Genomic DNA, 22833 nt, shown 5'->3' on the forward strand with positions numbered 1-22833 from the left:
TAATAAGAACTTAGTTCTTTTTGATTGGTGCCAATTGTAAGAACATTTGACGACCATCCATTTTGGCTTTTTGCTCTACTACAGCGATGTCTTTCACTGCTTCAGCAAATTCATCCATTACTTGACGACCCACATCTTGGTGAGTAATCATACGACCTTTAAAGCGAATCGAAACTTTAACTTTGTCTCCTTTTTCAAGGAACTTAGTTGCTTGACGAAGTTTTGTATTGAAGTCATTTTTATCAATGACTGGACTCAAACGAACTTCTTTCAAAGTAACAGTTGCCTGTTTCTTCTTAGCTTCTTTTTGCTTTTTCTTTTGCTCAAACATGAATTTAGTGTAATCCATGATTTTGGCAACTGGTGGTTCTTGATTTGAAATCAAAACCAAATCCATGTTAAGGTCCTCGGCCTGAGTAAGTGCAACAGCTGTAGGTGTAACACCAAGCTGTTCGCCTTCAGCACCGATAAGACGTACTTCGCGTGAACGGATTTGACCGTTCATCAAAGGTTTTCTGTTGTCTTGCTTTGCTATGTCTATTCTCCTTCTAAAAAATTTTTTAGAAAAACAAAAGCGGAACGCATAATGCGCCCCGCTAATGAAAACATTCGTTTTGTGAATAATTCCATTTTGTTGCCCAGGGCTATTACCACTCAGGCGAGAAGCGGGTGCTTCTGCTTTTCAACTTCTCTATTATACCACAAATATTTCTTATGTCAACAATAATTTTGTTTTTTCACTTAATCTTCAAAATTACTTATTTTTTGCATCTTTGTTCATTCTTTTTTTAAATAAGGCTGCACAAAACTTTGCATTTTTTGTTGAATTTGACTATCTGTATAATCTCCAGCTTCTTCACCCCAAAAAGTAAGTGCTGAACCTATAACGTTTTCTGTTGAATTTACTTGTTTTCCACTGTTCAGCTCAAATTTTGAAAGATCCCAATTTGCAACCAAATCGTTAATCGTATAGGCATAACTTTCTGGCTGCCACATCCGCTGTCCCGGCAAGAAATAGGTATAATAAGCATTGTAATTTAAAAGCTGGAAACCTGCATCTAAAAGTTCTTGAGCGCTTGCCGTATATTTTCGGCCGGTACTTGCGCGCTCATCAGTGCTATTAATATCCCAACCACCAATTTGTGACCAATAAGTAATCTGGATATCTTTATTATAGTCCGCAAGATCTGCCTTAGCCACTCGATCATTCCACATCCTTGTAGTATAACCTTGATGTTTTAAAAAATTATCCAAAGTATTCACATAGTTCACTAAGTTCCTATTTGATTCTACAGGCAACCAGTCAATTTCATCAACACCGATATGAAAATAAGCTTTCGCTTGCCCAGCAAAAAGTGGCGTGTATTCTGCTAACATCTCTTGGACAAAATCAATAGCTTCTACTTTTGTGTAATCAATCAGATTAAACTGTTCTGGCGCTCCATCAGGTAATTTAATAGCCTCATACCGCTTAGGATCATTGATCTTTAAAAGTTCGAGGATAGCTTGCATATGTGCCGGAGCTTCTATCTCTGGAATTAAAACAACGTTCTTTGATCGGGCATAGGAGACCAAATCCATCACATCATTTTTCGAAAGAAATGGCCGTTTGGTTTGTGTATTCAACCATTGTCCGTCTTGATAAACCGCATTTTTATCTGTTGTTTGACCGACCGCAGCCATCTCCACAGCTAAATTTTGATTATCAGACATGTGTAACTGGAGAAAACTATTAGGATAGTTGCTTAAATCATCTATGAATTGTTTGATAACTTCTGCTTTATAAAACTTACGGGAAATATCTAAAGCAATTCCTTTTTCTGGTAGTATTTGAGTTAAATTTTTTTCCGCTTTTACTTCTGTTTGATTTATCATCGTCATTAAAAATACAACTATCCCTACTACCGCACATACACTGAAGACTTTTCTATTATTCATAGACACCTTTTCCTTATCCAACTATATAAAAATTATAACAAAATGAAAATAGAACAACAAAAACCCCAATAAAAAAGCGTCCGAAGACGACTTTTTATTTTGCTTTCAATGCGCTCAAAATTTGTGTACGCATGTCTTCTATACCATCTGCACTGGCTGGAAGGAAGATTGTAGAATTTCCGGCATCAGCAAATTGATTAAGCGTATCAAGGTATTGGTTGGTTAAAAGAATAGACATAATCTGGTCCTCTGTTAAACTTGCCCCAGTATTTTTAATTTCAATAATTTGTTGAGCGAGTCCGTCAACAATAGCTTTACGTTGTTCAGCAATACCCACACCACGTAAGCGATCTTTCTCCGCTTCGGCTTCGGCCGAAGTAACGATTTTTATTTTTTCTGCATTTGCAAGCATTTGCGATGCATCTTGTTTACGTTGCGCGGCATTAATTTCATTCATCGATTGCTTAACTTCGGCATCAGGTTCTACACGTGTAATCAATGTTTTAACAATAATATAACCGTATGTTGTCATTTCCTCTGCAACTTGATGCTGTACTTCCAGAGCGATTTCATCTTTTTTCTCGAAAACTTCATCCAAAGTCAACTTAGGCACAGCAGATCGAAGCGCATCCTCAATGTAGGCTTGAATTTGCTCAGAAGGGTTCATCAGTTTATAGTAAGCATCTTTAATATTTTCTTCATTGACACGGTATTGTGTTGCGATATTCATGGTCACAAAAACATTATCTTTTGTTTTTGTTTCAACGGTCATTTCGTTTTGCAAAAGACGAAGTTGAATCCGTGCCGCAACACGATCAATTCCCCAAGGTAATTTCACATGGAAGCCAGCCGAAGAGGTCGTTTGATACTTCCCAAATCGTTCGATGATTGCAACCGTTTGTTGTTTAATAACATAAAACAATGTTCCTGCACTCGCCAAAATGATAATAATAACGAGCACGGTAATAATAAGTGAAACTGTTAACATAAAACTCTCCTTTCTTTTAATTATACTTTAATTTTTAGAATATTCCAATCAAAGTCCTTTAGAAATGTACATGTAGCACTTATTTTGCTCTGCTTGATACAAGAGAGGGTGAATATAACGAATTTTTTCAGCTTGAAGCACCAAATCCTCAAAATTATAGCCCGTCAAACGAATATAGTCCTCATTTTCATCAGCCGTTGTCAAATCTGATAGTTCCTGTGCATCAGTGAATTGACCTTCAAAATTCGCTTTTCTCATAATGATATAATCGCCTTCTTGTTTCAAAACATAATGTGGAAAAATTTGTGCGACTTCATAAATGATTTGAGCCGTCATCTTCAGGGGAAACTCACTAAAGACAACTGCTTCTTCCTGGGCATTGCGGTAGCAAAAACCAAAAGATTTACCTGATAGATTTAAGCGCATAAAGCGGAAATTTTCTGTGCCTTCTTTTCCTTCAAGATGAAAATTTGGCTGGTCCTGAAACATCTCCAAATCACGTGATAACTCAAAGAAATAGTCTGTAGCATCTTGTGGAGAACGTTTTTGATAAAGCTCTGCAAAATAAGCATTGATTACACTTGATGGCGGAGTAACCAACAGCATTTTCTCCTTTTCATCGTCTAAATTTGCTAAACGATTTTCCAAAAAGGCACGATCTTGAGCCATGTAGCCTCCGTATTTCAAACCTAAATCAATATATTCCTTATTTTTCACTTTTTTCCTCCATATTTAAAAATTCTCTTGCACATATTATAGCATTTTCTGGATAATCTTCAGCAAAGACATCATAAAAATTGACATTCATCCGGTTGCGGAACCAAGTCAATTGACGTTTAGCATATCTTCGTGAATTTCTTTTTACAAGTTCTACTGACTCTTCAAGTGAGATTTCTCCTGAGAAATAAGGAAAAAACTCCTTATAGCCAATTCCTTTTGCAGCTTGAACCTCTGGGTATTTTTCAAATAAAGTTTGTGCTTCTTCAAGCAAGCCTTGCTCCAACATACCGTCTACCCGATGATTGATTCGATCATAGAGTGTTGCTCTTTCAGCATTCAGACCGAGGAGACAAAACTCATAGTCAGACACTCGATTTTCACCTGTACCAAAAGCTTCCAGCTCAAGAAAACGTATTGCTCTTCTCCGATTTAGCTCAGGAATATTTTGGGGAACACGCGCAAATAACTCTTCATCAGAAAGTTCCTCTAATCTTCGACGCAGCTCCATCATTGCCTCATGATTTTCTTGCCCTCCCAGGTGATAGCCCTCAACTAGACTCTGAATATAAAGTCCCGTTCCACCGACAATAATTGGAAGCTTACCGCGAGAAATAATTTGTTCTATACAAACGGTAGCTTCTTGAACAAAGTCAAAGGCAGAATAATTCTCATTTACATCTCGTACATCAATTAAATGATGCACTGCTGCGGCCTGTTCTTCCAAGCTTGCCTTGGCTGTACCAATATCGAGGCCACGATATACTTGTTGCGAGTCACCTGAAATAATCTCACCATCAAAAACTTGGGCCAGCTGAATTCCCAAAGCTGTTTTACCTACAGCTGTTGGTCCGACCACGACAATTACTTTATTTTTTTTCATATATTATTTTCTATTATTTTTTCTTATTTCTTTTGTCCTGTGTATGAAGATACATTCTTTTATTATAACATTTTTCCGTTTTGTGACTCTTTTACCATATAAAAATCCTCATCTTACACATGAGGATTTCATTTATCGTGTTGCATTATAATAAACGTGAGAATTTTCAAGTTTGCCCCGTGCTTGTATGAGTTGATTGACTGTGACGAAGGTGTAACCTTGATTTTTTAACTTTTGAATAACTCTTGCTGCTCCATCGACAGATGTATCATAAATATCATGCATGAGGATAATGGAGCCATCATAAACTTCATTCATGACAACTTGTTCAATCTGATCCACATTTTTACTTTCCCAATCTAAAGAATCCACACTCCACTGAATAATCGGAGTTTGTGCTATTTTATTAATTTGAGGTGTTGTGGCACCGTAAGGAGGACGTAAACCTTGAGGACGAATCCCCACTGTCTTCTGCATCAAATCTGAAGTTTTTTTGATTTCATCTTGGGCTTGTTTTGCTGAAAGCTGTGGTAGATTCTCGTGATTATAAGTATGCGATCCCACTTGATTTCCTAAAGCATGTTCCTTTTTAACTAATTCTGGATACATTTCAAGACGGTTTCCGAGTACGAAAAATGTTGCAGGGACATTTGCCTTCTTTAAAATGGAAAGCAAGCGTGGTGTCGTCTGTGGATCTGGTCCATCATCAAAAGTTAAAGCCACTAATTTCTTATGAGCCAGCGCTTTACTTTGCACCTGTTGGGCAGAAGGAATTTTTATTTTCGAGTGTTGCGCTTCTTCTTTTAAATTTCCCACTAGAATCTGCGGTTTAACTATCTCTCCTAACTCACTCAGGGGCACTGAAACTTTCGTATATAAGTTTGTGCTACTGTTGACTTGACCAGGTCTCAAAAAGAAATCCAGGCATTTATTATCCAAGATATAGGCATTAAAATTTTTCTCCATCGGCTGTAAGCCCTCGCTTAACACCTGCTTGGTTCTCTGGTTTGAATTCTCTTTGAGCTTCACCATTTTCTCATAAATATTTTGTGCGACACTGCTGAGATCGGCCTTATTCTTAAATAAATCAGCAAGCTGTAATTCCTTATTTTCTTTCAAATTATAAGTTTTAGTGATGACTTGGTTTTCGGCTTGGACACGCGCATTGCTTCTGCGCATCACATTAAATTTGAAACTTACGATATTTGGGGAAAACTCATAAGCTTCAAAGGATTGAAACAACGAACCCTTCTCAGCCGTATCCTTTTCTGGTGTACAGTTTTTAAAAGAAGATAGTTCTTTATTGGAAAATTCTTCCAACTTTTGATTAATCACTTTATTTTTTGTCTTGGGATAATTCATCAAGATATGATAGCCTTGATCTTCCTCCTTCGTTTCAATACCTACTCCTTTAGACGCTGTACTTCGAATATAAGTATTTTCGGAAGTTTTCTTGTTTTCTTTTTCTGTTATTCTTACCAGTAGGCTGGCTGCTCCCAAAACGATCGTAAGCGCGAGTAAGACACTGCCTGCTTTCAGCCATTTCTTCTTCATAATTGCCTCTTTTTCTCCTCTATTATCTCTACTGTTAAGATAACAATAATTTTTGACACTTTCAAATATTTAGTATACTTTCTAGGAAAAGAAGCTTAAAATATTGGGGATAGAGCCTTACAAATGTTATAATAACTTTATAAGTTTATCAAAGTGTAAGATTATTGTAGACTATAAGGAGGAAAGCATGAATAAATATCTTAAAGGCTACCTAATAGGTAAAGCCATTGAAATAACGGTTGCCGGTACTGCGGTAATGGTTGCTAGACATAAAGGATTAATTGATGCGGAAATGCGTCCTACCTTTAAAGAAGACGCTTTTGCTGAAAATCAAAAACGCGCAAAACGCAAACGACTTGCGCGCTAAAACTTACTAAAATTACTTTTGGAGGTCTACCTATGAATAAAAATCTCATCACTGGTTTCGTTGCCGGTAACATTGTCACTCTTGCTGCTTTGTTCACTGCAGGCGCAATCTACAAAAAACGTGTTGTTGACCCGATTGAACACAAATGGGAGTTTGCACAAGAAAGTCGTAAAAAAGCAAATCGTAAACGTATTGCTCATTAATTAAAAAAATGCGTACTACTTAGAGGTAGAACGCATTTTTTATTTGTCAAAATTCTCTTCTTGATCAAGCAAGCTATCACTAAAGGCGGCAACGTCTTTTCCTGTAACATCAAGCACAACTTGATTGCGCTTCACACCGTCTTCAAAAATTGTAAGCAATTCTTCAAAAACCTGAAGATCAGATACACCAATCTTAAAATAGTATCTCTGAATCTCCTTATAAACAATACTATAATCTTTCGGCAGTTTTTTCACTGCATTTTGCAGAGTGTACCACTCTTTTTTTCCTTCGATGATTTCCTTGAGCTTCATTTTATTGCCTCCCTAATTTTTTTGCTACATTTTGATTAAGTTGCTCACGGCATTTGTCTCGGTAGGATTTATTGGGGATAGGTCGCCGTTGGTCGAACAGTTCCGCAACAAAAGCTTCCTTATCTTCACCAATAACAGCCGATACATCTTCATGATCAAATGCTGTTTCTTCAAAAAATTCAAGTAAGCTACTCATGATGGGGATCAGATTTCGCCCTGTCAAATCACTATATCTTTGGATTTCTCCATCAAGCTCTGCCCATATGCGTTGGTAACTCTCCGGCAGACGTTTCACTCTTGCTGAAAAATCTGCCCTTGCCACAGTCATATCTTTTCCTGTTATTCTCTCCCAAAAATTCATCATTTCTCCTTACTTCTTATCTCAGAAAGTTTTTCTGAGATGAAATCCCAACGGAACCAAAAAGCTGCTAGTTCCTCTTTTCCTGCAGTATTCAACTTAAAAGACTTACGTGATGGACCTTTCTCTGAGGCTTTTTTTTCCGTTTCCAGTAAGTTTTGTCGTTCAAGGCGAGAAGTTATCGTGTAAACTGTGCCTTCTGCAACATTTGTAAATCCTAATTCTTTTAATTGCTGTGTGATGGCGTAACCATATGTTTCACCTTGGCTGATGATTTGTAAGACACAACCTTCTAAAACACCTTTGAGCATTTCCGTATTATTTTCCATTACAACCTCTAATATGTATTACTTAGTACAACTATATAGTAACACACATTAGTGATATAACAAAGTAAAATACTTTTTTTATGCTATTTAAGCTTTATCATTTGATTTCTCATCTAATCATGATAGAATAGTAAAAATTATGAAAGAGGTTTTAGAGACTTGAAACAAGAAACAACTTTTGCTCACACTAAATTTGCCAATCCTTTTATGAATGCATCTGGTGTACATTGTATGACTATCGAGGATCTGCAAGAATTAGAAAAATCTGATACTGGAGCTTATATCACTAAAAGCTGTACCTTGGAAAAGAGAGAAGGAAATCCTTCTCCTCGTTATGTAGACTTAGCTTTAGGAAGCATTAACTCTATGGGTCTTCCTAATCTAGGTTTCGACTATTACTTAGATTATGTTTTGGAAGTACAACAAAATCAAGATAAGCCAACCTTTTTCTCCATTGCTGGTATGAGCCCAGAAGAGAACCTTGAAATGCTGGATCGTATTCAAAAGAGTGCATTTTCAGGTATAACTGAACTTAACCTCTCGTGTCCAAATGTACCCGGTAAACCTCAATTAGCCTATGATTTCCAAGCAACAGAGCAACTGTTAGAAAAAGTATTTGCTTTCTTCAAGAAACCTTTGGGTGTAAAGCTTCCTCCATATTTTGACTTGGCACATTTCGATCAAATGGCTGATATTCTTAACAAGTTTCCCCTCACTTACGTCAACTCTGTCAATAGTGTCGGAAATGCCCTCTATATCGATACGGAAGAGGAAGCTGTTGTAATTAAACCTAAAAATGGCTTTGGTGGTCTTGGTGGCCAATACATCAAACCAACAGCTTTAGCCAACGTACGTGCCTTCTACACGCGTCTTAAACCAGAAATACAAATCATCGGAACAGGCGGTATCGAAACAGGACAAGATGCATTTGAACATCTTCTCTGTGGTGCAAGCTTGCTCCAAATTGGGACCGCCCTCCACAAAGAAGGTCCAGAGATTTTCCCAAGAATCATTAGAGAACTTCAAGAAATCATGGACAAAAAAGGCTACCAATCTATTGATGAATTCCGCGGTAAACTCAAAAGTCTTTAATATAAAAAATTAAACTAAGGTAAAACCTTAGTTTTTCTTTTTCAATTTTATAGGGCACCCTATAAATAACTTGACTTTATTTAGTATGTACTGTAAAATAGTATTTAACACTTCATACAAGAAATTCTTTTTACTTTTTAGAATTTATGCCCTTCCATTTTATGCTAAGACAGAGCAGGAAGAAAACAAAATTTATAGAAAGAAATGTTAAGCTACATACCTTTCACACTCCCTCAGTATGAAGTTTATTTTTATATACCCAAATTTTCAAAACTCAAATCACGCTATCGACACCAAACTAAATCTTGGGCGCCAACAGTAGCTCACTGTGAACTTTAAAAACAAGGGAAATAATGTTAAAAATTTCAAATTTATCCGTCGAGTATAAAGGCAACCTTGCCTTAGAAAATATATCACTGCACATACCTGAAGGCTCCTGTACAGGAGTTATTGGACCTAACGGTGCGGGCAAATCAACTTTGATGAAAAGTATCTTAGAGATGATTCCAACCAAATCCGGTTCTGTTACTATCAATGAAACTCCACTCAAGAATTTCAAGAGAAAGATTGCCTATGTTGCACAACGTAGTGAGATTGATCTCAGTTTTCCAATCACGGTCTTTGATACGGTTTTGACAGGTACATATCCAAACTTAAAGCTCTTTCAAAAGCCCCGTAAAAAAGAAAGACAAAAAGCCGAACATGCACTTCATAAACTTGGGTTGGATGATTTTAAAGATCGCCAGCTAAGCGCTTTGTCCGGTGGACAATTGCAACGTGTTTTCATCGCTCGTGCGTTGGCGCAAGAAGCTGACTATTACTTTTTAGATGAACCTTTCGTTGGTATCGATATGATGAGCGAAAAAATCATTATTAACATACTTGAAGAGTTACGACAGAACGGTAAAACGATTATCATCGTTCACCACAATCTTCATAATGTTAAAGCGTATTTTGATTATCTGATTATTCTTAATAAAAAACTGATTGGCGCTGATTATACAGCCCAATGTTTCACTAATGAAAATCTTCAAAAAGCTTACGGTGAAGCCCTAGGCAATATCATCATCAAGGAAAGCGAGGGCTAAGTCACAGTGGATATTTTATTTTTTCTTTCAGATATAACCGGCCTTACTGTAACCATGCTGAGTGCTTTTATCGCTTCCATTTTGTTAGGGATTATCTCCGGAATTTTAGGGAGCTTTATCGTTTTGAGACGTCTTTCTCTTATGGGCGATGCTTTATCTCATGCGGTCTTACCAGGTGTTGCAATCTCTTATATGCTAGGGATAAATGTTTTGATTGGCGCAACAGTATCTGGGATTTTAGGTGCAATTCTGATTCAATTTATCATCAAACATAGTAGTTTGAAGACAGATGCTTCGATTGGTATCATCCTGAGTAGCTTCTTTGCTCTAGGAATCATATTAATTACAAAAGCTGAAAGTGGTGCGGATCTTAATCATATTCTTTTTGGAAATATTCTTGCTGTTACACCACACGAACTTGTTCAGTCTTTGGCTTTATTGGTTGGTGTTGTTCTGGTAGTCAAACTCTTCTTCAAGGAGTTGCTTATTACTTCCTTTGATCCAACTATGTCTAAAGCTTACGGTTTAAACAATACTTTTTATCACTATTTATTGATGATTTTACTGACGCTTTTCACAATTTCTGCCTTGTCACAAGTCGGGATTGTACTTGTAGTTGCGATGCTTATTATACCTGCATCAATTTCTTATCTGTGGGTGAATAAATTGCCACATATGATCGCGTTGTCTTCTATCTTAGGAGTACTCTTTGGTATTTTGGGCGTTATTATCAGTTTCCAATATGATTTGCCTACAAGCGCAACTATTGTAATCGTTGGGGCACTCACCTTTGCTCTCTCCTTCTTCCTCAGCCCTCGCAACGGATTTATCCGCTATCCTAAGAAAGGACCTCAATCATGAACCGCAAACAACTCTCTTTAATTACCATTTTAGCCTCACTTTTGTTACTTCTTACAGCATGCTCGCCCAAAAAAGAAGAAAGTAAGGCATCAGATAAACTTAAGGTTGTAACCACTTATTCCATTATTGCCGATATTGCTGAAAATATCGGGAAAGACCATGTTGATGTTTATAGCATGGTTCCACGTGGCACTGATCCCCATCAGTACGATCCGAAACCCAATGACACCCAAGCTGTTGAAAAAGCCGACCTTGTCTTTTACAATGGCCTCAATTTGGAAACTGGAAAAGGTTGGTTTGATAAACTGATTAAAAATAGTCGTAAAGAAGATTCAACCTTTATGGTCAGTCAAGGTGTTACTCCCATTCACTTAAGTGAAAAAGGCAAAGAAAGCGAAGAAGACCCGCATGCTTGGCTTAATATTCAAAATGGCATTATCTATGCCCAAAATATCGAAAAAGAGCTTTCAAAGAAAGATCCCCAGAATAAAGAAGATTATCAAAAAAATCTCAAAGTATACACGGATAAATTGCAACAACTGGACACAGAAGCAAAAGCTAAAATTGCAACCATCCCGCAGGAAGACCGCATCTTGGTTACCAGTGAAGGTGCATTTAAGTATTTCTCAAAACAATATGGTCTGACAGCTGAATATATCTGGGAAATCAATACGGATAACCAAGGTACACCAGCCCAACTCAACCGCATTAACACGATTGTCAAAGACAAAAATGTCAAAGCACTCTTTGTGGAAACCAGTGTTTCACCAAAAACGATGGAATCTGTCTCTAGACAAACTGGTGTAAAAATCTACTCAAAAATCTTTACTGACTCTCTTGCAGACGAAGGTCAGAAAGGTGATACCTATTACGATATGCTCCAATGGAATATTGAGCATATTACCGATGGGTTGAGTGGTAAGTAATCGTCATTTTCTTAAGAATATCAAAAAACTACCAATGTCTTGGTAGTTTTTTGATTTGTTCTTTCAAAACATGAGCTTTAGCTCAGCAAGGTTTTCCCTCTTAGTCTTCTGTATACCAGTCATAGTGGAAAATTCCATCCATGTCAGTACGTTCATATGTGTGCGCACCGAAGTGCCACTTGTCTTAGTGCTTTAGCACTTAGAAAAAGTGGACAGCGTAGTGAGCTTGTGAACGAAGACTGAGCTTTAGCTCAGCAAGGTTTTCCCTCTTAGTCTTCTGTATACCAGTCATAGTGGAAAATTCCATCCATGTCAGTACGTTCATATGTGTGCGCACCGAAGTAGTCACGTTGTGCTTGGATAAGGTTTGCTGGCAAGTTTGCTGAGCGGTAGCTATCATAGTAGCTGATTGCACTTGTGAATGTTGGTACTGGGATACCTGCTTGAACAGCAAGGCTTACAACATCACGTACTGCTGCTTGGTAACGTTTTGTAATATCGATGAAGTATTCATCCAAGAGAAGATTTTCAAGGTCAGCATCTTTGTCAAAAGCATCTGTAATGTTTTGCAAGAATTCCGCACGAATGATACATCCTGCACGCCAGATTTGAGCGATTGTACCGTAAGGAAGATCCCAATCGTATTCTTTAGAAGCTTGACGAAGTTGAGCAAAACCTTGGGCATAGCTCATAATTTTTGAGAAATAGAGCGCTTGACGGATTTTTTCGACAATTTCAGCTTTGTCGCCTGTAAATTTCACTTCTGGACCTGATAAGATAGAGCTTGCTTTCACACGTTCATCTTTATAAGTTGAGATGAAACGGGCAAACACGGATTCAGTAATCAATGGCAATGGAACTCCCAAGTCAAGTGAACTTTGTGACGTCCATTTACCTGTACCTTTATTACCGGCTTTATCAAGGATTTTATCCACGATATAACCGTTTGTACCTTGATCATCTTTACGTTTAAGTACTTCTTTTGTGATTTCGATAAGGTAGCTGTCTAACTCACCTTCATTCCATTCTTCAAAGATCGATTGGATTTCAGCATTATCAAGACCAAGTACACGTTTCAAAAGATCATAAGATTCAGCAATGAGTTGCATATCGCCATACTCGATACCATTGTGGACCATTTTTACATAGTGACCTGCACCATTAGGACCCATATAAGCCACACATGGTTTACCATCTTGAGGTGCTTTACCTGCGATTTGTTCAAAGATTGGTGCAATCAAATCGTAAGCTTCTTTTTGTCCGCCAGGCATGATTGAAGGACCTTCAAGAGCACCCTTTTCACCACCTGAAACACCTGTACCGATAAAGTTAATGCCTGAGTCTGCAAGCTCTGCATTACGACGCATTGTATCTGGGAAATGTGTATTTCCACCATCAATTAAGATGTCCCCTTTATCCAAATGTGGTAAAAGTGCTTGAATTGTCGCATCAGTTGCTGGACCAGCTTGTACCATAAGCATGATACGGCGTGGTTTTTCAATCGCAGCTACGAATTCTTCGATTGTTTTTGTCAAGACAAAATTTTTATCTGGATGTTCAGCTACAACTTCTTCTGTTTTTGCAGTCGTACGATTAAATAAGGCAACCGTATATCCACGTGATTCAACATTGAGGGCTAAGTTTTTACCCATTACGGCCATACCGACTACGCCAAAATTAGCTTGAGTCATTGTAAATCCTCCGATTTTTTATTTTTGATAAAACCATTATAACGCAATTTCTTTACAAAAGCTCAAATAAACACTGTAACATTTTTACAAAAAGAAAAACTGCCCGTAGACAGTATCTCTTTTACCACTCTGTACCTGAGAGGTCTTTAGCTTTTTTTTCAAGCTCTTCAGCTTCTTCAGAAATCTTACCAAAGTCAACATTATCTTCTACTACTTCTGCAGCATCTTCTTTAACATCTTCAACCTTATCTGCTACAGCATCCGCACTGTCATCCAACTTTTCTTTAAACTCAGCAGTTTTTTCCACTACTTCGTCAGTAATTTCTGATTCGTTTTCATCGAAAAGTTCTTCGGTGTCTTCTTTGGCTTGATTGATTTTATCAACAATCGCATCACGTGTACTATTGAAAAATTCGATAACAGAGTCTTTTGAAAGTTCACCTGAGTCAACTTTTTCTTTAATCAGATCACGTTTGCTTGTTAAATAATCTTTTGCTGAGTCTGCAGAAATTTCTCCTGATTCAAAGCGTTCTTTAATATCATTGAATTTTTCTGTCGAAAAATCGCGTAAGTTGTTCAATGCGGCTTCTGGATCATCTTTAAAGTCGTCGTACATCTTGCTCGCATCTTCACGCATTTCGCTTCCTTTTTTAGGGGCGAAAAACAAAGCTGCAGCGGCACCAATCAAAGCTCCTGCTAAAAATCCTGATTTTTTAGACATATTATTTATCCTCCACTTTCTTTTTCTTGTTCTTCTTCATAAATTTATTTGCTGTTTTAGCCAATACTAAGGTTGAAGCTGAACGACCCACGGTTCCCGATTTTCTTGAGAAACGTTCAACCATGTCGCGACTGCTCTTATTCACCGCAGTAACGCTCTCTGAAAGCTCTGCTACTGCAACGAAGAGAGGGTCAATTGTTGCAACTTTTCCATTAACATCGTCTAAAAGAACATTGGCTTTTGCCATCAAGCCATCCGCTTGGTGAAGCAAAACATCGACATCACTAGAAACGAGTTTCACCGTACGATTGGCTTCCTCAACAACTTTTGAAACTTTAACTAAAAGTACAACTAAGAAGATAACCAAAGCTGCAAAAGCAATTGCAATGATCAGCCAGGCTATATTTTGTACACTAATTTCTCCCATACTTCACCTCCGAAACCGCTTAAATTCAAACGGTAATTTTACTTTATTATAGCAAAATTAATATTTTTTATAAACTAATTTGGCACATAAATTTCACCTCGGTATTTAGGGCACTCGTACCAGCGTTTTGGAGGATTTTTAGCTTTATCCCTTTTTTATTCTTTCCTCAGAAAAAACTCGTCCTTACCGTAAAAGTTTATGTGAGAGATTGCCAGCTTCTTTGACAAGCTCAGTGATGAAAGTGTAGCTTTTGCTGTAAAATTTTTCGGAATTCTTGGCTTTTTGTATAGGTGCTTCTTTTTGTCCTCTTTCGTCAAACAATTTATCTTTATCTAGTGAAACGCTTCGTTTTGTTATATTTGGGGTATAAATGTTAAGCGCATCTTTATTTGTCTTTTTCAGTGGGACAGTTGTTTTGTGAATGTTGAGAGTATCTGAGGGAATGGTACGGACGGTCCTCGTTTGCTGATGGAGTATATTAAAAATACCAAATGTGATGAGTCCAACAGTTGTCACAAGTGCAAGTGTACGTTTCATTTTTCGCTCCTCTTCTCCTCTTAATACCTCTATTTTACGCTTACTATCCTGAAGTTGAACTTACTTTTTTGTAATATAAAAAAAATGTATCTTTTGCCTTGCTACAAAAGATACACTTTTACATTCTTTTCTTAATCAATTTTTTTCAAACGTCTGATAAGCACAAACGCTATCCCGGCAATAATCATTAAAGCTGAGAAGACCTGTGATACGCGGAATGCTCCCCACATCAGACTGTCTGTCCGCATGCCTTCCACAATAAAGCGTACTGCCCCATACCAGATAAGATAGAAAGCAAAGATTTCCCCACGCTTGAGTCCTGGAATACGATGACGGAAAATCATAATGAGGAGGAAACCTGAAAAGGTTCCGATACTTTCATAGAGGAAAGTAGGTATTCGATAAGCTCCATCAATAAACATCTGCTCCCGAATAAAGGTCGGCAGATAATTTAAGTTGTTTACCGCATCGCCATAGGCTTCCTGATTAACAAAATTTCCCCAACGTCCAAAAGCTTGGCCAATAAGTACACCCGGAATACTCACATCCAGTAAATCCAGAGGATTAATCATCCGATAATAAGAAAAGACAAACAGGACAATTGCTCCTGCAATCAGTCCGCCATAAATGGCACCACCACCATCCCAAAGAGCGATAATTTCACTTGGATGTTGGCTATAATAATCCCATTGAAAAGCAACATAGTAGGCCCGGACACCGATAAGTCCGACGGGGAAAGCCCACAAGATAAAGTCAATCACATCATCTGAGGTCAAACCTCGCCGCGGTGCTTCCTTACACGCTATCCAGACACCGAGAGCAGCCCCCGTCACAATAAAAATCGCATACCAATGAATGGAAAAAGGGCCCAACTCTAAAGCAATCTTATTCATTGCTAAATATGGAAAATTGTTCACTTTAACTCCTTAGCTATTGTTTTCGATTAAATGTGTCAAACGATCTTCAAAAAGCGCTGTTGCATCATAGCCCATATCTTTGGCACGGTAGTTCATCACAGCAGCTTCAATGATAGTCGAAACATTACGCCCTGTTTTGACAGGAATCTTAATTTGTGGCACTTCAACATCGGCGAGGATAATATTTTTCACACCATTGCCCAAACGGTCAAATTCGCCCCCAACTTCGTAAGGCTCAAGATAGATTGTTAAATCAATATCCGTCTGATCTTTGACTGCACGCGCACCGTACAAGCTCATCACATCAATAATCCCGACACCGCGAAGTTCCAAGAAATTTTGCAAGACTGGCGCAGGTTCCCCTGCTAAAGTAAAGGCATCTCTTTGGAAAACATCAACACGATCATCAGCTACAAGTCGGTGATTACGCGCCACCAAGTCCAAAGCCGTTTCTGATTTCCCGATTCCACTTGCTCCCTGAATCAAAACACCAACACCATAAATATCCATCAGCACACCGTGTACACTGACACGCTCTGCCAACTCTTCATCTAAGTAAGAGGTCAGAATACTGTTCAGACGGCTAGTTGTCTCACGTGATTGCAATAAGACAATATCATGCTTACGTGCAGCATTCACCATCTCTTCCGGAATTTCAAGATTACGTGCCACGATAACGACAGGAGTTATCTCTGTCATTACTTTTTTAAGAATATCATAACGCGCATCGCCTACCTCGTTCATCATGTAGGACCATTCCTTCATCCCGAAAAGTTGTATCCGTTCAGGCGTAAAGTATTCAAAATAACCAGACATTTCCAAACCGGGGCGTAAAATATCTGAGGTGGTAATTTCTTTTTGAAGTGCTGTTTCTGTCGAGTAGATAACATTAAACTTGATTTTTTTGATGAGATCTTGCACTGTGACTGTCATATATGTCTCCTCTTGTCATTTTCTCCCCTTATTATATCAAAATATAGATAATAATCCTTTTTGCTTAGGCTAGAAAAGTGTAATATTTTATTCCAGTTTGATAGCTAAAGTATAACTTGGCATACTGGTTCATCTTAGAGCTAAAAATAGTAAAAAAAATAATGGATGTTATCCATTATTTGATTTTGCTGAGTTTTACAAACTTGTCTACTTTATAAGCCACGTAAATTCTGCGACCTAAAAGGAAGCTTGCAATAAAGAACCAAAACCATTGGGCCTGGAAAAAGGCGATGGAAAAAATCCATGCTTCAATGATTGTTCCAAGTATAAAAGAGTAAAATCGTGATTTTAACATAGATTAACTATATCATACCCAAGAACTGAGGTCAAATATGCTAAACGAAATTTCCATCACAACGTAACTTTCTTTACAATAGTTTTTTCCTTCGCTTCCTGATAGAAAAAAGTTTGGGGATACTGTATAATACATTATGATCATAGCACATCAGCAGCTTTGAGATCAATTTTAGAAAGAAGATTACTTGATGGAAAAAGTACATGATGAAGGTCCTTTCTACCATGGGACGAAAGCCAAACTTAAAATAGGGGATTATTTAAGGGCGGGTTTTGCCTCTAATTATGATTCACGTGTGACTATGAATCATATCTATTTTACAGCTTTAAAAGATGGCGCTGGCTTTGCTGCACAAATCGCTGCTGGAAAAGCTGAGGTACCGCATGTCTATCTGGTGGAACCAACAGGCCCTTATGAAAATGATCCCAATGTGACCGATAAAAAATTTCCTGGTAACCCAACTCGTTCTTATCGCTCTACTGCACCCCTAAAAATAATTGCTGAGGTGACCGATTGGGTGGAGCAACCTCAAGATAAGATTGATAGTTTACGTGAAAAAATAGCTGCACGTACTACAAATAATAAATCAACTATCATTAATTAAATCCCACTTACATCCAACTAAATTTTAAAGCGGCTTAAAGCCAAAAGATAGCTCTCGGTTTGAAATAGATATTTCATTTGTAGCTATTGATTTTCTTATTGAACTCAATACACAGCGTATCATTAAAGGGAACAATATGACACGTGATGCCTTCAAGCAACGCTGGTCTTTTACCACAAACGGAGATAAACTAAAAGTTAATAAGATTAAAGCCTTAAAAATCTAAGGCAACTGAATCTTATTCTCCTATATCATCTAGCAAAAAAACTACAAATTTGGTAAAATGAGGTGCTATGGAAAAAATTAAAAACTTTGCTAAGACTGAAGCTTTCACTTATCTCGTCTTCGGCGTCTTGACGACCCTTGTCTATTACGTCTTTATGCAGTCAAGCTTTTACCTGCTTAATCACCCCGGAATAAACGCTGGGGCGATTTCAGAGGCTATCGGACAAATTGTTAGTATTATCTTCGCTTTCTTTACCAATAAAATTTGGGTTTTCAAGCATAAATCTACGCACATTTTCCGCGATTTCCTTAACTTTGCTGCCGGACGTTTATTCTTCATGCTTTTGGCCATCGTTCTGAAGTGGTGGTTTATTGATAGTCATCCAGAAATTTTGATGGATCTCTTGCACTTGAAAAAACCAGTAGTTGTTCTTGCCCTTTCACTGGCAATCCAAGTATTGAATATTGTCTTGAACTACTTCTATTCTAAATTTATTGTTTTCCGTAAAAAAGCGAAAGTATAAATGTATAATAAAAAAACGTCTGCCAAAACAGAGCGTTTTTTTTATTTTCTAATTTCTTTAATAAATGCAACAATCTCACCACGTCGGGTTTCGATTTGACCAAAGGACTTTTTCTGATAAGTAGCATTGAATACTGCTCCGATGATAATAACTTTAGCAATAAAAATAAACCAAATCATTAAACCAAAAATAAGCAAGGAACCAACCAGTTTAAAGTCACGCATTTGCCCTAAAGCTCGACTTAAATAGGCCCCAAAAAAATGAGGCAGTGCCACAAGGACCAAGGTAGAGAAAATGGTCCCCGGCATAATATAGCGGAGTTTATGTATTTTGACATTGGGTAAGACAAAGTACAGTAAAATCAAAGAAATAAGCACAACAATGATGACAACTGGTAAGGTAGCTGTTTGCAAAGTCCGGTACAGTCGATCATCAAAGGCAAAGAGATTCTCATGCACATAGGTCAAAATCACCTGACCAAATGTTGAAATTAAAATAGTTAAAGAGAGCATAACCATGAGCCCCAAGCCAACAACTAAACCAATAATTCGGCTGAGAATGAAGTCTCGATGTTCTGAAACCTCATAAGCTTTATTCATAGCCATCTGTAAGGTCGCAAGTGCACGGGAAAATGTCCAGAAGCCAGCCAAAACGGAAATCGAAAGTAATCCTGTATTGGGATTTTCCAAGACATTTCGGATAAATCCAACACTCATATCATAAATCTGCTCCGGAATCTGATCATGAAGCACATCCAAAATCATATCAATATCAAGATTTAAGAAGGGGAGAATGTTGGCAAAAATCAAAAGTAGCGGGAAAATGGATAAAAGCAAGTAATAAGCCACAGCAATACTTGATAAGGACATCTCTGAACTTTTATAAAAGTTCATAAAGTCCTTCAAAGTTTGCCAAGACGACACACGTTGAAAAAGAGCTTTCATCTGGTCTTCTCCTCCTTTCATTTTTACGTCTTAATAAATAGGAGAAACTTATTAGTAAGTGCCTTCTTCTCCTTGGCTTGTCAAAATTACTGGGCCATCTTTGGTAATGACAAACTGATGTTCATATTGACATGATAAACCACCATCCAATGTCTTATGCATCCAGCCTGTTTCCATATCCGTATCAATTTCCCAAGTTCCTGTCGAAATCATTGGTTCAATGGTCAAAACCATACCCTCACGCAAACGTAAACCACGTCCAGCTTTTCCGTAATGAGGCACAAGTGGATCTTCGTGGAAGGTTGGGCCCATGCCATGTCCGACAAGGTCACGAACTACGCCATAACCACGACTTTCTGCATGTTCTTGAATAGCTGCTCCAATGTCCCCGATACGGTTACCAACGACAGCTTGTTCGATTCCAAGATAGAGACACTCACGTGTCACATCCATAAGATTTTTAACTTCTTCTGATGGTGTGCCTACAGCATAAGCCCAGCAGCTATCTGCAATAGCTCCGCTGAAACCCTCGGTATATTTCTTCATCTCAGGAACATTATCAAAATCAAGTTTTGAAACATCGACAGAACCATCTTCAACCATGCCCAAAACCATATCTACTTTGATAAGATCGCCATCTTTTAATTTCATGTGACGAGGGAAACTATGCGCAACCTCATCGTTCAATGAACAACATGTGGCATAAGGATAATCCATAATTGAACCATCTACACCAATTTGGAGAGGAAGAGTATTATTTTCTTTACATACTTTTCGTACATACTCTTCAATTTCCCACATGTCGATACCTGGTTTTATCAAATCACGCAAACCGATGTGGATACTTGCCAACAAAGAGCCGGCACGATCCATTTGATCTATTTCACGTTGAGATTTTAATGTAATCACTATTTTTACCTTCTTCTAAATATTTCTTTAATCGCAATGATAATCCTATTTTATCATAAAAATACTGTGGTAGAAAGCCCCGAAAAATGCACAGGAGCTGATTTTTCTGGAATTTCTTGATATAATTTTGTTATATAAATTTCACAAGGGAGCAAAAAATGGCTTTAGCAAAAGTAGTTTATGCAAGTATGACCGGCAATACGCAAGAAATCGCGGAAATTGTCGCTGATAAATTGGAAGATTTAGGTCTTGATGTAGATTTGGACGAATGTACTTCAGTTGACGCTGACGAATTCGAAGATGCCGATCTCTGTATCGTTGCCACTTATACTTATGGTGATGGTGAATTGCCAGATGAAATCGTAGATTTCTATGAAGACTTGCAAGATGTTGATCTTTCTGGAAAAACTTTCGGTGTCTGTGGTTCAGGGGATACTTTCTATGATGATTTCTGTATTTGTGTCGACATGTTTGAGGAACAATTTGCACTTACTGGAGCTGAAAAAGGGGCAGAATCTGTCAAAGTTGACTTGAATGCTGAAGATGAAGATATTACAAATCTTGAGGCTTTTGCGGAAACATTAGCGTCCAAAGTTCAATAAAAGAAAAAACTGCTCATGAGCAGTTTTTTTATAGACTAAACATCAAAATTCCCGCCGCAACAGCGACATTCAAAGACTCTGCACGTCCAGGCATCTCTATATGGACAAGTTTATCGGCCGCCGCGACTGCCTGAGCAGAGACACCTGCGCCTTCATTCCCCATAACTAAGGCAAAATCCTTTTCGGCTACAAGTTCTTTATGACTGATGGACTGGTTAGATAAAGTGGTAACATAAAGAGGAATGTGCGCTTTTTGCAATTCCGTAAAATCTGCCACAGACAAAATAGGAATGTGAAAGTTACTCCCTTGCATACTTCGCATCACTTTTGGAGCATAAATATCTGCCGTATCTCCGAGACAAAGTACTGCTGAAAATCCTGCAGCATCAGCTGTCCGAATCATCGTCCCGACATTGCCAGGATCTTGGACATTTTCAAGTACTAAGTACTTACCGTTCTTCAACTCAACTTTCACTTCTTCGAAAGCTACCTCAGCGACAACACCTTGCGGTGTTCCAGCATCCGATAGGCTTTTAAGAACTTCTGAACTCACTGCGATAACTTCTTCCAGATGTGCAACTTGGTGATATTTGTTTTCTTCCACAAAGATTTGTAAAATTTTCGCTCCCGAATTGACAGCTTCTTCTAGCAAATGAAAGCCCTCAATAAGATAAGAATTTTTGCGATATTTTTTCTTTGTCAGCAGCTTACGTGCTTCTTTTATTTTTTTATTGTCTTTTGCTGTAATAATTTCCATTTGCTATAATTATAACATAGAATACATGAAGATTTTTATTTTCCTATAAGGAGGTGTAAGTATGTATAAGGTTAAAATGATTGCTCATGGACAGGTACAAGGTGTTGGTTTCCGTTATGGTACAGTCCAAATCGCACGGCAACTCAAACTCAAAGGACGCGTATGGAATAATTCCGATGGCACTGTGGGGCTTTATGTCCAGTCTGATAGTCAGAAAGCTTTGTCAGACTTCGAAGATAAACTTCGGAAAGGCCCCACTCCTTTTGCTTCAGTCACAAAACTCGAAACCTATCCAGACGAATTCCCGGACTTTAAAAATTTCGATATTAAATATTAATGAACAACCAAAAAAAGACTGTCTTAAACAGGCCTTTTTTTGGTTTACCAGTTAAAAAGATTAAGAAGCATCAAATGCCATTTGACTTCATTGGCATAGTACATATTTCCCCCGTTAACGTAGAGTTTCCCTCCGCTATTCATTAAAGAATCGACCGTTACATGGTAATAGGTTGCACTCGTGGTGTTTCCCAAGCTAGGTGCTACAACTGTACGTGAATACTTTTCAGCCAGTTCTAAATTATTTTTTCCACCGTTTTTCGCAACATAATCTATATATGCTTGACCAAAGTTATATGCTTGAACTCCTGTCCAAATATCAACTTTTTTATCTTCAGCGTACTCTAAAACTTTACAAAGATTGGAAACACCTTGCGCAATACTTTTATCTTCATCTGAAATACTATTTTGATTGCCATTCAAACTCTCGCTTGACTGCATAACATCCGCAGCATTTCCTTTTGTTTCTGTATAAATAATAGCCAATGCAAGCTTTGTATCGCCCTCTAAGCCTTGAGCCTTCAAGGTTGCATCAACCGATTTTTCATATTGCATCACATTTTTTACGTTTCTATAAGTTCTGTGCACGTAAAAACCTGCTCCGACCACTGCTGCCAGTAGCGCAAGCTTGATGAATAGCTTCAAAATTTTCAACATTTATCTATTCCTAATCATTTTTTCGACGGCTCATGTCTCAATTCCAGTTGTTATTATATGCCATCTCATGTTAAAAAC

The 22833-nt window shown here is 37.9% G+C and carries 30 protein-coding genes and 1 other annotated feature; of the genes, 10 read left to right on the forward strand and 20 right to left on the reverse strand.

Annotated features, from left to right (window positions below; all coding sequences use genetic code 11):
* Positions 1 to 10 precede the first annotated feature (10 nt).
* The 6 genes from infC to J0J33_RS10035 form a co-directional block, all read right to left on the reverse strand.
* Positions 11 to 505: a translation initiation factor IF-3 gene (gene infC, locus J0J33_RS10010; protein WP_003136834.1), complete on the reverse strand. Its 495-nt coding sequence runs from the start codon at positions 503 to 505 to the stop codon at positions 11 to 13.
* A 55-nt stretch (positions 506 to 560) separates the two neighbouring features.
* Positions 561 to 687: a sequence feature (ribosomal protein L20 leader region), on the reverse strand.
* A 90-nt stretch (positions 688 to 777) separates the two neighbouring features.
* The gene (locus J0J33_RS10015) at positions 778 to 1938 is read right to left on the reverse strand and encodes a family 20 glycosylhydrolase (RefSeq protein ID WP_206921729.1); all 1161 of its coding nucleotides are present in this window, start codon (positions 1936 to 1938) and stop codon (positions 778 to 780) included.
* Positions 1939 to 2032: 94 nt separating this feature from the next.
* The gene (locus J0J33_RS10020) at positions 2033 to 2926 is read right to left on the reverse strand and encodes an SPFH domain-containing protein (protein ID WP_017368540.1); all 894 of its coding nucleotides are present in this window, start codon (positions 2924 to 2926) and stop codon (positions 2033 to 2035) included.
* A 48-nt stretch (positions 2927 to 2974) separates the two neighbouring features.
* Positions 2975 to 3643 carry a hypothetical protein gene (locus J0J33_RS10025; protein ID WP_165719931.1) on the reverse strand — a complete coding sequence of 223 codons (669 nt, stop codon included), beginning with the start codon at positions 3641 to 3643 and terminating at the stop codon, positions 2975 to 2977.
* Positions 3633 to 4526 (reverse strand): tRNA (adenosine(37)-N6)-dimethylallyltransferase MiaA, encoded by an 894-nt coding sequence (gene miaA, locus J0J33_RS10030; RefSeq protein ID WP_019294242.1) that lies wholly within the window; start codon positions 4524 to 4526, stop codon positions 3633 to 3635. The genes J0J33_RS10025 and miaA overlap by 11 nt, the downstream gene beginning before the upstream one ends.
* Before the next feature lie 132 nt (positions 4527 to 4658).
* Positions 4659 to 6080 carry a polysaccharide deacetylase family protein gene (locus J0J33_RS10035; protein WP_206887757.1) on the reverse strand — a complete coding sequence of 474 codons (1422 nt, stop codon included), beginning with the start codon at positions 6078 to 6080 and terminating at the stop codon, positions 4659 to 4661.
* Between the two features lie 187 nt (positions 6081 to 6267).
* On the opposite strand from J0J33_RS10035, the gene J0J33_RS10040 reads away from it, so the two are divergent.
* Both J0J33_RS10040 and J0J33_RS10045 read left to right on the forward strand, forming a co-directional pair.
* On the forward strand, positions 6268 to 6447 hold the full coding sequence (locus J0J33_RS10040; protein ID WP_117517836.1) for a DUF3042 family protein: 180 nt from the start codon (positions 6268 to 6270) through the stop codon (positions 6445 to 6447).
* Positions 6448 to 6479: 32 nt separating this feature from the next.
* On the forward strand, positions 6480 to 6650 hold the full coding sequence (locus J0J33_RS10045; protein WP_014025228.1) for a DUF3042 family protein: 171 nt from the start codon (positions 6480 to 6482) through the stop codon (positions 6648 to 6650).
* A 39-nt stretch (positions 6651 to 6689) separates the two neighbouring features.
* Here the strand turns inward: J0J33_RS10045 and J0J33_RS10050 are convergent, their stop codons facing one another.
* Genes J0J33_RS10050 through J0J33_RS10060 form a run of 3 tightly spaced genes read right to left on the reverse strand, consistent with a single transcriptional unit; the run spans position 6690 to position 7649 of the window.
* Positions 6690 to 6962 (reverse strand): DUF1048 domain-containing protein, encoded by a 273-nt coding sequence (locus J0J33_RS10050; RefSeq protein ID WP_019294245.1) that lies wholly within the window; start codon positions 6960 to 6962, stop codon positions 6690 to 6692.
* 1 nt (position 6963) lies between these two features.
* Complete coding sequence (locus J0J33_RS10055) at positions 6964 to 7323, reverse strand: DUF1048 domain-containing protein (protein ID WP_061414632.1); 360 nt, start codon at positions 7321 to 7323, stop codon at positions 6964 to 6966.
* Positions 7323 to 7649 (reverse strand): PadR family transcriptional regulator, encoded by a 327-nt coding sequence (locus J0J33_RS10060; protein WP_206887760.1) that lies wholly within the window; start codon positions 7647 to 7649, stop codon positions 7323 to 7325. Before J0J33_RS10060 ends, J0J33_RS10055 begins: the two co-directional genes overlap by 1 nt.
* A 159-nt stretch (positions 7650 to 7808) precedes the next feature.
* On the opposite strand from J0J33_RS10060, the gene J0J33_RS10065 reads away from it, so the two are divergent.
* The 4 genes from J0J33_RS10065 to J0J33_RS10080 all read left to right on the forward strand — a co-directional run bounded on the left by J0J33_RS10065 (position 7809) and on the right by J0J33_RS10080 (position 11616).
* The gene (locus J0J33_RS10065) at positions 7809 to 8741 is read left to right on the forward strand and encodes a dihydroorotate oxidase (protein WP_206887763.1); all 933 of its coding nucleotides are present in this window, start codon (positions 7809 to 7811) and stop codon (positions 8739 to 8741) included.
* Between the two features lie 353 nt (positions 8742 to 9094).
* On the forward strand, positions 9095 to 9829 hold the full coding sequence (locus J0J33_RS10070; protein WP_086583091.1) for a metal ABC transporter ATP-binding protein: 735 nt from the start codon (positions 9095 to 9097) through the stop codon (positions 9827 to 9829).
* A 6-nt stretch (positions 9830 to 9835) separates the two neighbouring features.
* A complete protein-coding gene (locus J0J33_RS10075; protein WP_206887767.1) occupies positions 9836 to 10690 on the forward strand; it encodes a metal ABC transporter permease in 855 nt (284 codons plus the stop codon).
* A complete protein-coding gene (locus J0J33_RS10080; RefSeq protein ID WP_165707050.1) occupies positions 10687 to 11616 on the forward strand; it encodes a metal ABC transporter substrate-binding protein in 930 nt (309 codons plus the stop codon). The genes J0J33_RS10075 and J0J33_RS10080 overlap by 4 nt, the downstream gene beginning before the upstream one ends.
* 269 nt (positions 11617 to 11885) lie before the next feature.
* Here the strand turns inward: J0J33_RS10080 and gndA are convergent, their stop codons facing one another.
* The 7 genes from gndA to J0J33_RS10115 form a co-directional block, all read right to left on the reverse strand.
* On the reverse strand, positions 11886 to 13307 hold the full coding sequence (gene gndA, locus J0J33_RS10085) for an NADP-dependent phosphogluconate dehydrogenase (protein ID WP_061414650.1): 1422 nt from the start codon (positions 13305 to 13307) through the stop codon (positions 11886 to 11888).
* Between the two features lie 121 nt (positions 13308 to 13428).
* Entirely contained in the window at positions 13429 to 14028 is a 600-nt protein-coding gene (locus J0J33_RS10090) for a YtxH domain-containing protein (RefSeq protein ID WP_117517758.1), read from the reverse strand.
* 1 nt (position 14029) lies between these two features.
* A complete protein-coding gene (locus J0J33_RS10095) occupies positions 14030 to 14455 on the reverse strand; it encodes a DUF948 domain-containing protein (protein WP_206921730.1) in 426 nt (141 codons plus the stop codon).
* Positions 14456 to 14638: 183 nt separating this feature from the next.
* On the reverse strand, positions 14639 to 14992 hold the full coding sequence (locus J0J33_RS10100; protein WP_117517756.1) for a hypothetical protein: 354 nt from the start codon (positions 14990 to 14992) through the stop codon (positions 14639 to 14641).
* A gap of 131 nt (positions 14993 to 15123) precedes the next feature.
* A complete protein-coding gene (gene lgt, locus J0J33_RS10105; RefSeq protein WP_207785850.1) occupies positions 15124 to 15885 on the reverse strand; it encodes a prolipoprotein diacylglyceryl transferase in 762 nt (253 codons plus the stop codon).
* 33 nt (positions 15886 to 15918) lie between these two features.
* Positions 15919 to 16842, reverse strand: a complete 924-nt coding sequence (gene hprK / locus J0J33_RS10110) for an HPr(Ser) kinase/phosphatase (RefSeq protein ID WP_019293392.1) — start codon at positions 16840 to 16842, stop codon at positions 15919 to 15921.
* Positions 16843 to 17017: 175 nt separating this feature from the next.
* Positions 17018 to 17197 carry a hypothetical protein gene (locus tag J0J33_RS10115; RefSeq protein WP_014025241.1) on the reverse strand — a complete coding sequence of 60 codons (180 nt, stop codon included), beginning with the start codon at positions 17195 to 17197 and terminating at the stop codon, positions 17018 to 17020.
* 190 nt (positions 17198 to 17387) lie between these two features.
* Here J0J33_RS10115 and arr point away from each other — a divergent pair, with 190 nt between their 5' ends.
* A complete protein-coding gene (gene arr, locus J0J33_RS10120) occupies positions 17388 to 17801 on the forward strand; it encodes an NAD(+)--rifampin ADP-ribosyltransferase (protein WP_206887770.1) in 414 nt (137 codons plus the stop codon).
* Between the two features lie 293 nt (positions 17802 to 18094).
* Complete coding sequence (locus J0J33_RS10125; RefSeq protein ID WP_003134318.1) at positions 18095 to 18550, forward strand: GtrA family protein; 456 nt, start codon at positions 18095 to 18097, stop codon at positions 18548 to 18550.
* A 41-nt stretch (positions 18551 to 18591) separates the two neighbouring features.
* On the opposite strand, the gene J0J33_RS10130 is transcribed toward J0J33_RS10125, so the two are convergent.
* Positions 18592 to 19494: a YihY/virulence factor BrkB family protein gene (locus J0J33_RS10130; protein WP_086583086.1), complete on the reverse strand. Its 903-nt coding sequence runs from the start codon at positions 19492 to 19494 to the stop codon at positions 18592 to 18594.
* Between the two features lie 51 nt (positions 19495 to 19545).
* Complete coding sequence (locus J0J33_RS10135) at positions 19546 to 20403, reverse strand: methionyl aminopeptidase (RefSeq protein WP_117517750.1); 858 nt, start codon at positions 20401 to 20403, stop codon at positions 19546 to 19548.
* A gap of 158 nt (positions 20404 to 20561) precedes the next feature.
* On the opposite strand from J0J33_RS10135, the gene J0J33_RS10140 reads away from it, so the two are divergent.
* Positions 20562 to 21005 (forward strand): flavodoxin, encoded by a 444-nt coding sequence (locus tag J0J33_RS10140; RefSeq protein ID WP_019293396.1) that lies wholly within the window; start codon positions 20562 to 20564, stop codon positions 21003 to 21005.
* A 28-nt stretch (positions 21006 to 21033) separates the two neighbouring features.
* Here the strand turns inward: J0J33_RS10140 and J0J33_RS10145 are convergent, their stop codons facing one another.
* Entirely contained in the window at positions 21034 to 21762 is a 729-nt protein-coding gene (locus J0J33_RS10145) for an RNA methyltransferase (protein ID WP_019293397.1), read from the reverse strand.
* A gap of 61 nt (positions 21763 to 21823) precedes the next feature.
* Between J0J33_RS10145 and J0J33_RS10150 the strand changes: the two genes are divergently transcribed.
* Positions 21824 to 22099 (forward strand): acylphosphatase, encoded by a 276-nt coding sequence (locus J0J33_RS10150; protein WP_061414666.1) that lies wholly within the window; start codon positions 21824 to 21826, stop codon positions 22097 to 22099.
* A 44-nt stretch (positions 22100 to 22143) separates the two neighbouring features.
* On the opposite strand, the gene J0J33_RS10155 is transcribed toward J0J33_RS10150, so the two are convergent.
* On the reverse strand, positions 22144 to 22755 hold the full coding sequence (locus J0J33_RS10155; RefSeq protein WP_061414669.1) for a lysozyme family protein: 612 nt from the start codon (positions 22753 to 22755) through the stop codon (positions 22144 to 22146).
* Positions 22756 to 22833: the final 78 nt, after the last annotated feature.

This window comes from Lactococcus sp. LG1267, from assembly GCF_017309545.1.
Taxonomy (GTDB): Bacteria; Bacillota; Bacilli; order Lactobacillales; family Streptococcaceae; genus Lactococcus; species Lactococcus petauri.

Coding starts and splice junctions, on each gene's coding strand:
- infC (WP_003136834.1), bottom strand. CDS start 505: ATGAACGGTCAAATCCGTTCACGCGAAGTACGTCTTATCGGTGCTGAA.
- J0J33_RS10015 (WP_206921729.1), bottom strand. CDS start 1,938: ATGAATAATAGAAAAGTCTTCAGTGTATGTGCGGTAGTAGGGATAGTT.
- J0J33_RS10020 (WP_017368540.1), bottom strand. CDS start 2,926: ATGTTAACAGTTTCACTTATTATTACCGTGCTCGTTATTATTATCATT.
- miaA (WP_019294242.1), bottom strand. CDS start 4,526: ATGAAAAAAAATAAAGTAATTGTCGTGGTCGGACCAACAGCTGTAGGT.
- J0J33_RS10035 (WP_206887757.1), bottom strand. CDS start 6,080: ATGAAGAAGAAATGGCTGAAAGCAGGCAGTGTCTTACTCGCGCTTACG.
- J0J33_RS10040 (WP_117517836.1), top strand. CDS start 6,268: ATGAATAAATATCTTAAAGGCTACCTAATAGGTAAAGCCATTGAAATA.
- J0J33_RS10045 (WP_014025228.1), top strand. CDS start 6,480: ATGAATAAAAATCTCATCACTGGTTTCGTTGCCGGTAACATTGTCACT.
- J0J33_RS10050 (WP_019294245.1), bottom strand. CDS start 6,962: ATGAAGCTCAAGGAAATCATCGAAGGAAAAAAAGAGTGGTACACTCTG.
- J0J33_RS10055 (WP_061414632.1), bottom strand. CDS start 7,323: ATGAATTTTTGGGAGAGAATAACAGGAAAAGATATGACTGTGGCAAGG.
- J0J33_RS10060 (WP_206887760.1), bottom strand. CDS start 7,649: ATGGAAAATAATACGGAAATGCTCAAAGGTGTTTTAGAAGGTTGTGTC.
- J0J33_RS10070 (WP_086583091.1), top strand. CDS start 9,095: ATGTTAAAAATTTCAAATTTATCCGTCGAGTATAAAGGCAACCTTGCC.
- J0J33_RS10080 (WP_165707050.1), top strand. CDS start 10,687: ATGAACCGCAAACAACTCTCTTTAATTACCATTTTAGCCTCACTTTTG.
- gndA (WP_061414650.1), bottom strand. CDS start 13,307: ATGACTCAAGCTAATTTTGGCGTAGTCGGTATGGCCGTAATGGGTAAA.
- J0J33_RS10090 (WP_117517758.1), bottom strand. CDS start 14,028: ATGTCTAAAAAATCAGGATTTTTAGCAGGAGCTTTGATTGGTGCCGCT.
- J0J33_RS10095 (WP_206921730.1), bottom strand. CDS start 14,455: ATGGGAGAAATTAGTGTACAAAATATAGCCTGGCTGATCATTGCAATT.
- J0J33_RS10100 (WP_117517756.1), bottom strand. CDS start 14,992: ATGAAACGTACACTTGCACTTGTGACAACTGTTGGACTCATCACATTT.
- lgt (WP_207785850.1), bottom strand. CDS start 15,885: ATGAATAAGATTGCTTTAGAGTTGGGCCCTTTTTCCATTCATTGGTAT.
- hprK (WP_019293392.1), bottom strand. CDS start 16,842: ATGACAGTCACAGTGCAAGATCTCATCAAAAAAATCAAGTTTAATGTT.
- J0J33_RS10115 (WP_014025241.1), bottom strand. CDS start 17,197: ATGTTAAAATCACGATTTTACTCTTTTATACTTGGAACAATCATTGAA.
- arr (WP_206887770.1), top strand. CDS start 17,388: ATGGAAAAAGTACATGATGAAGGTCCTTTCTACCATGGGACGAAAGCC.
- J0J33_RS10125 (WP_003134318.1), top strand. CDS start 18,095: ATGGAAAAAATTAAAAACTTTGCTAAGACTGAAGCTTTCACTTATCTC.
- J0J33_RS10130 (WP_086583086.1), bottom strand. CDS start 19,494: ATGAAAGCTCTTTTTCAACGTGTGTCGTCTTGGCAAACTTTGAAGGAC.
- J0J33_RS10140 (WP_019293396.1), top strand. CDS start 20,562: ATGGCTTTAGCAAAAGTAGTTTATGCAAGTATGACCGGCAATACGCAA.
- J0J33_RS10145 (WP_019293397.1), bottom strand. CDS start 21,762: ATGGAAATTATTACAGCAAAAGACAATAAAAAAATAAAAGAAGCACGT.
- J0J33_RS10150 (WP_061414666.1), top strand. CDS start 21,824: ATGTATAAGGTTAAAATGATTGCTCATGGACAGGTACAAGGTGTTGGT.
- J0J33_RS10155 (WP_061414669.1), bottom strand. CDS start 22,755: ATGTTGAAAATTTTGAAGCTATTCATCAAGCTTGCGCTACTGGCAGCA.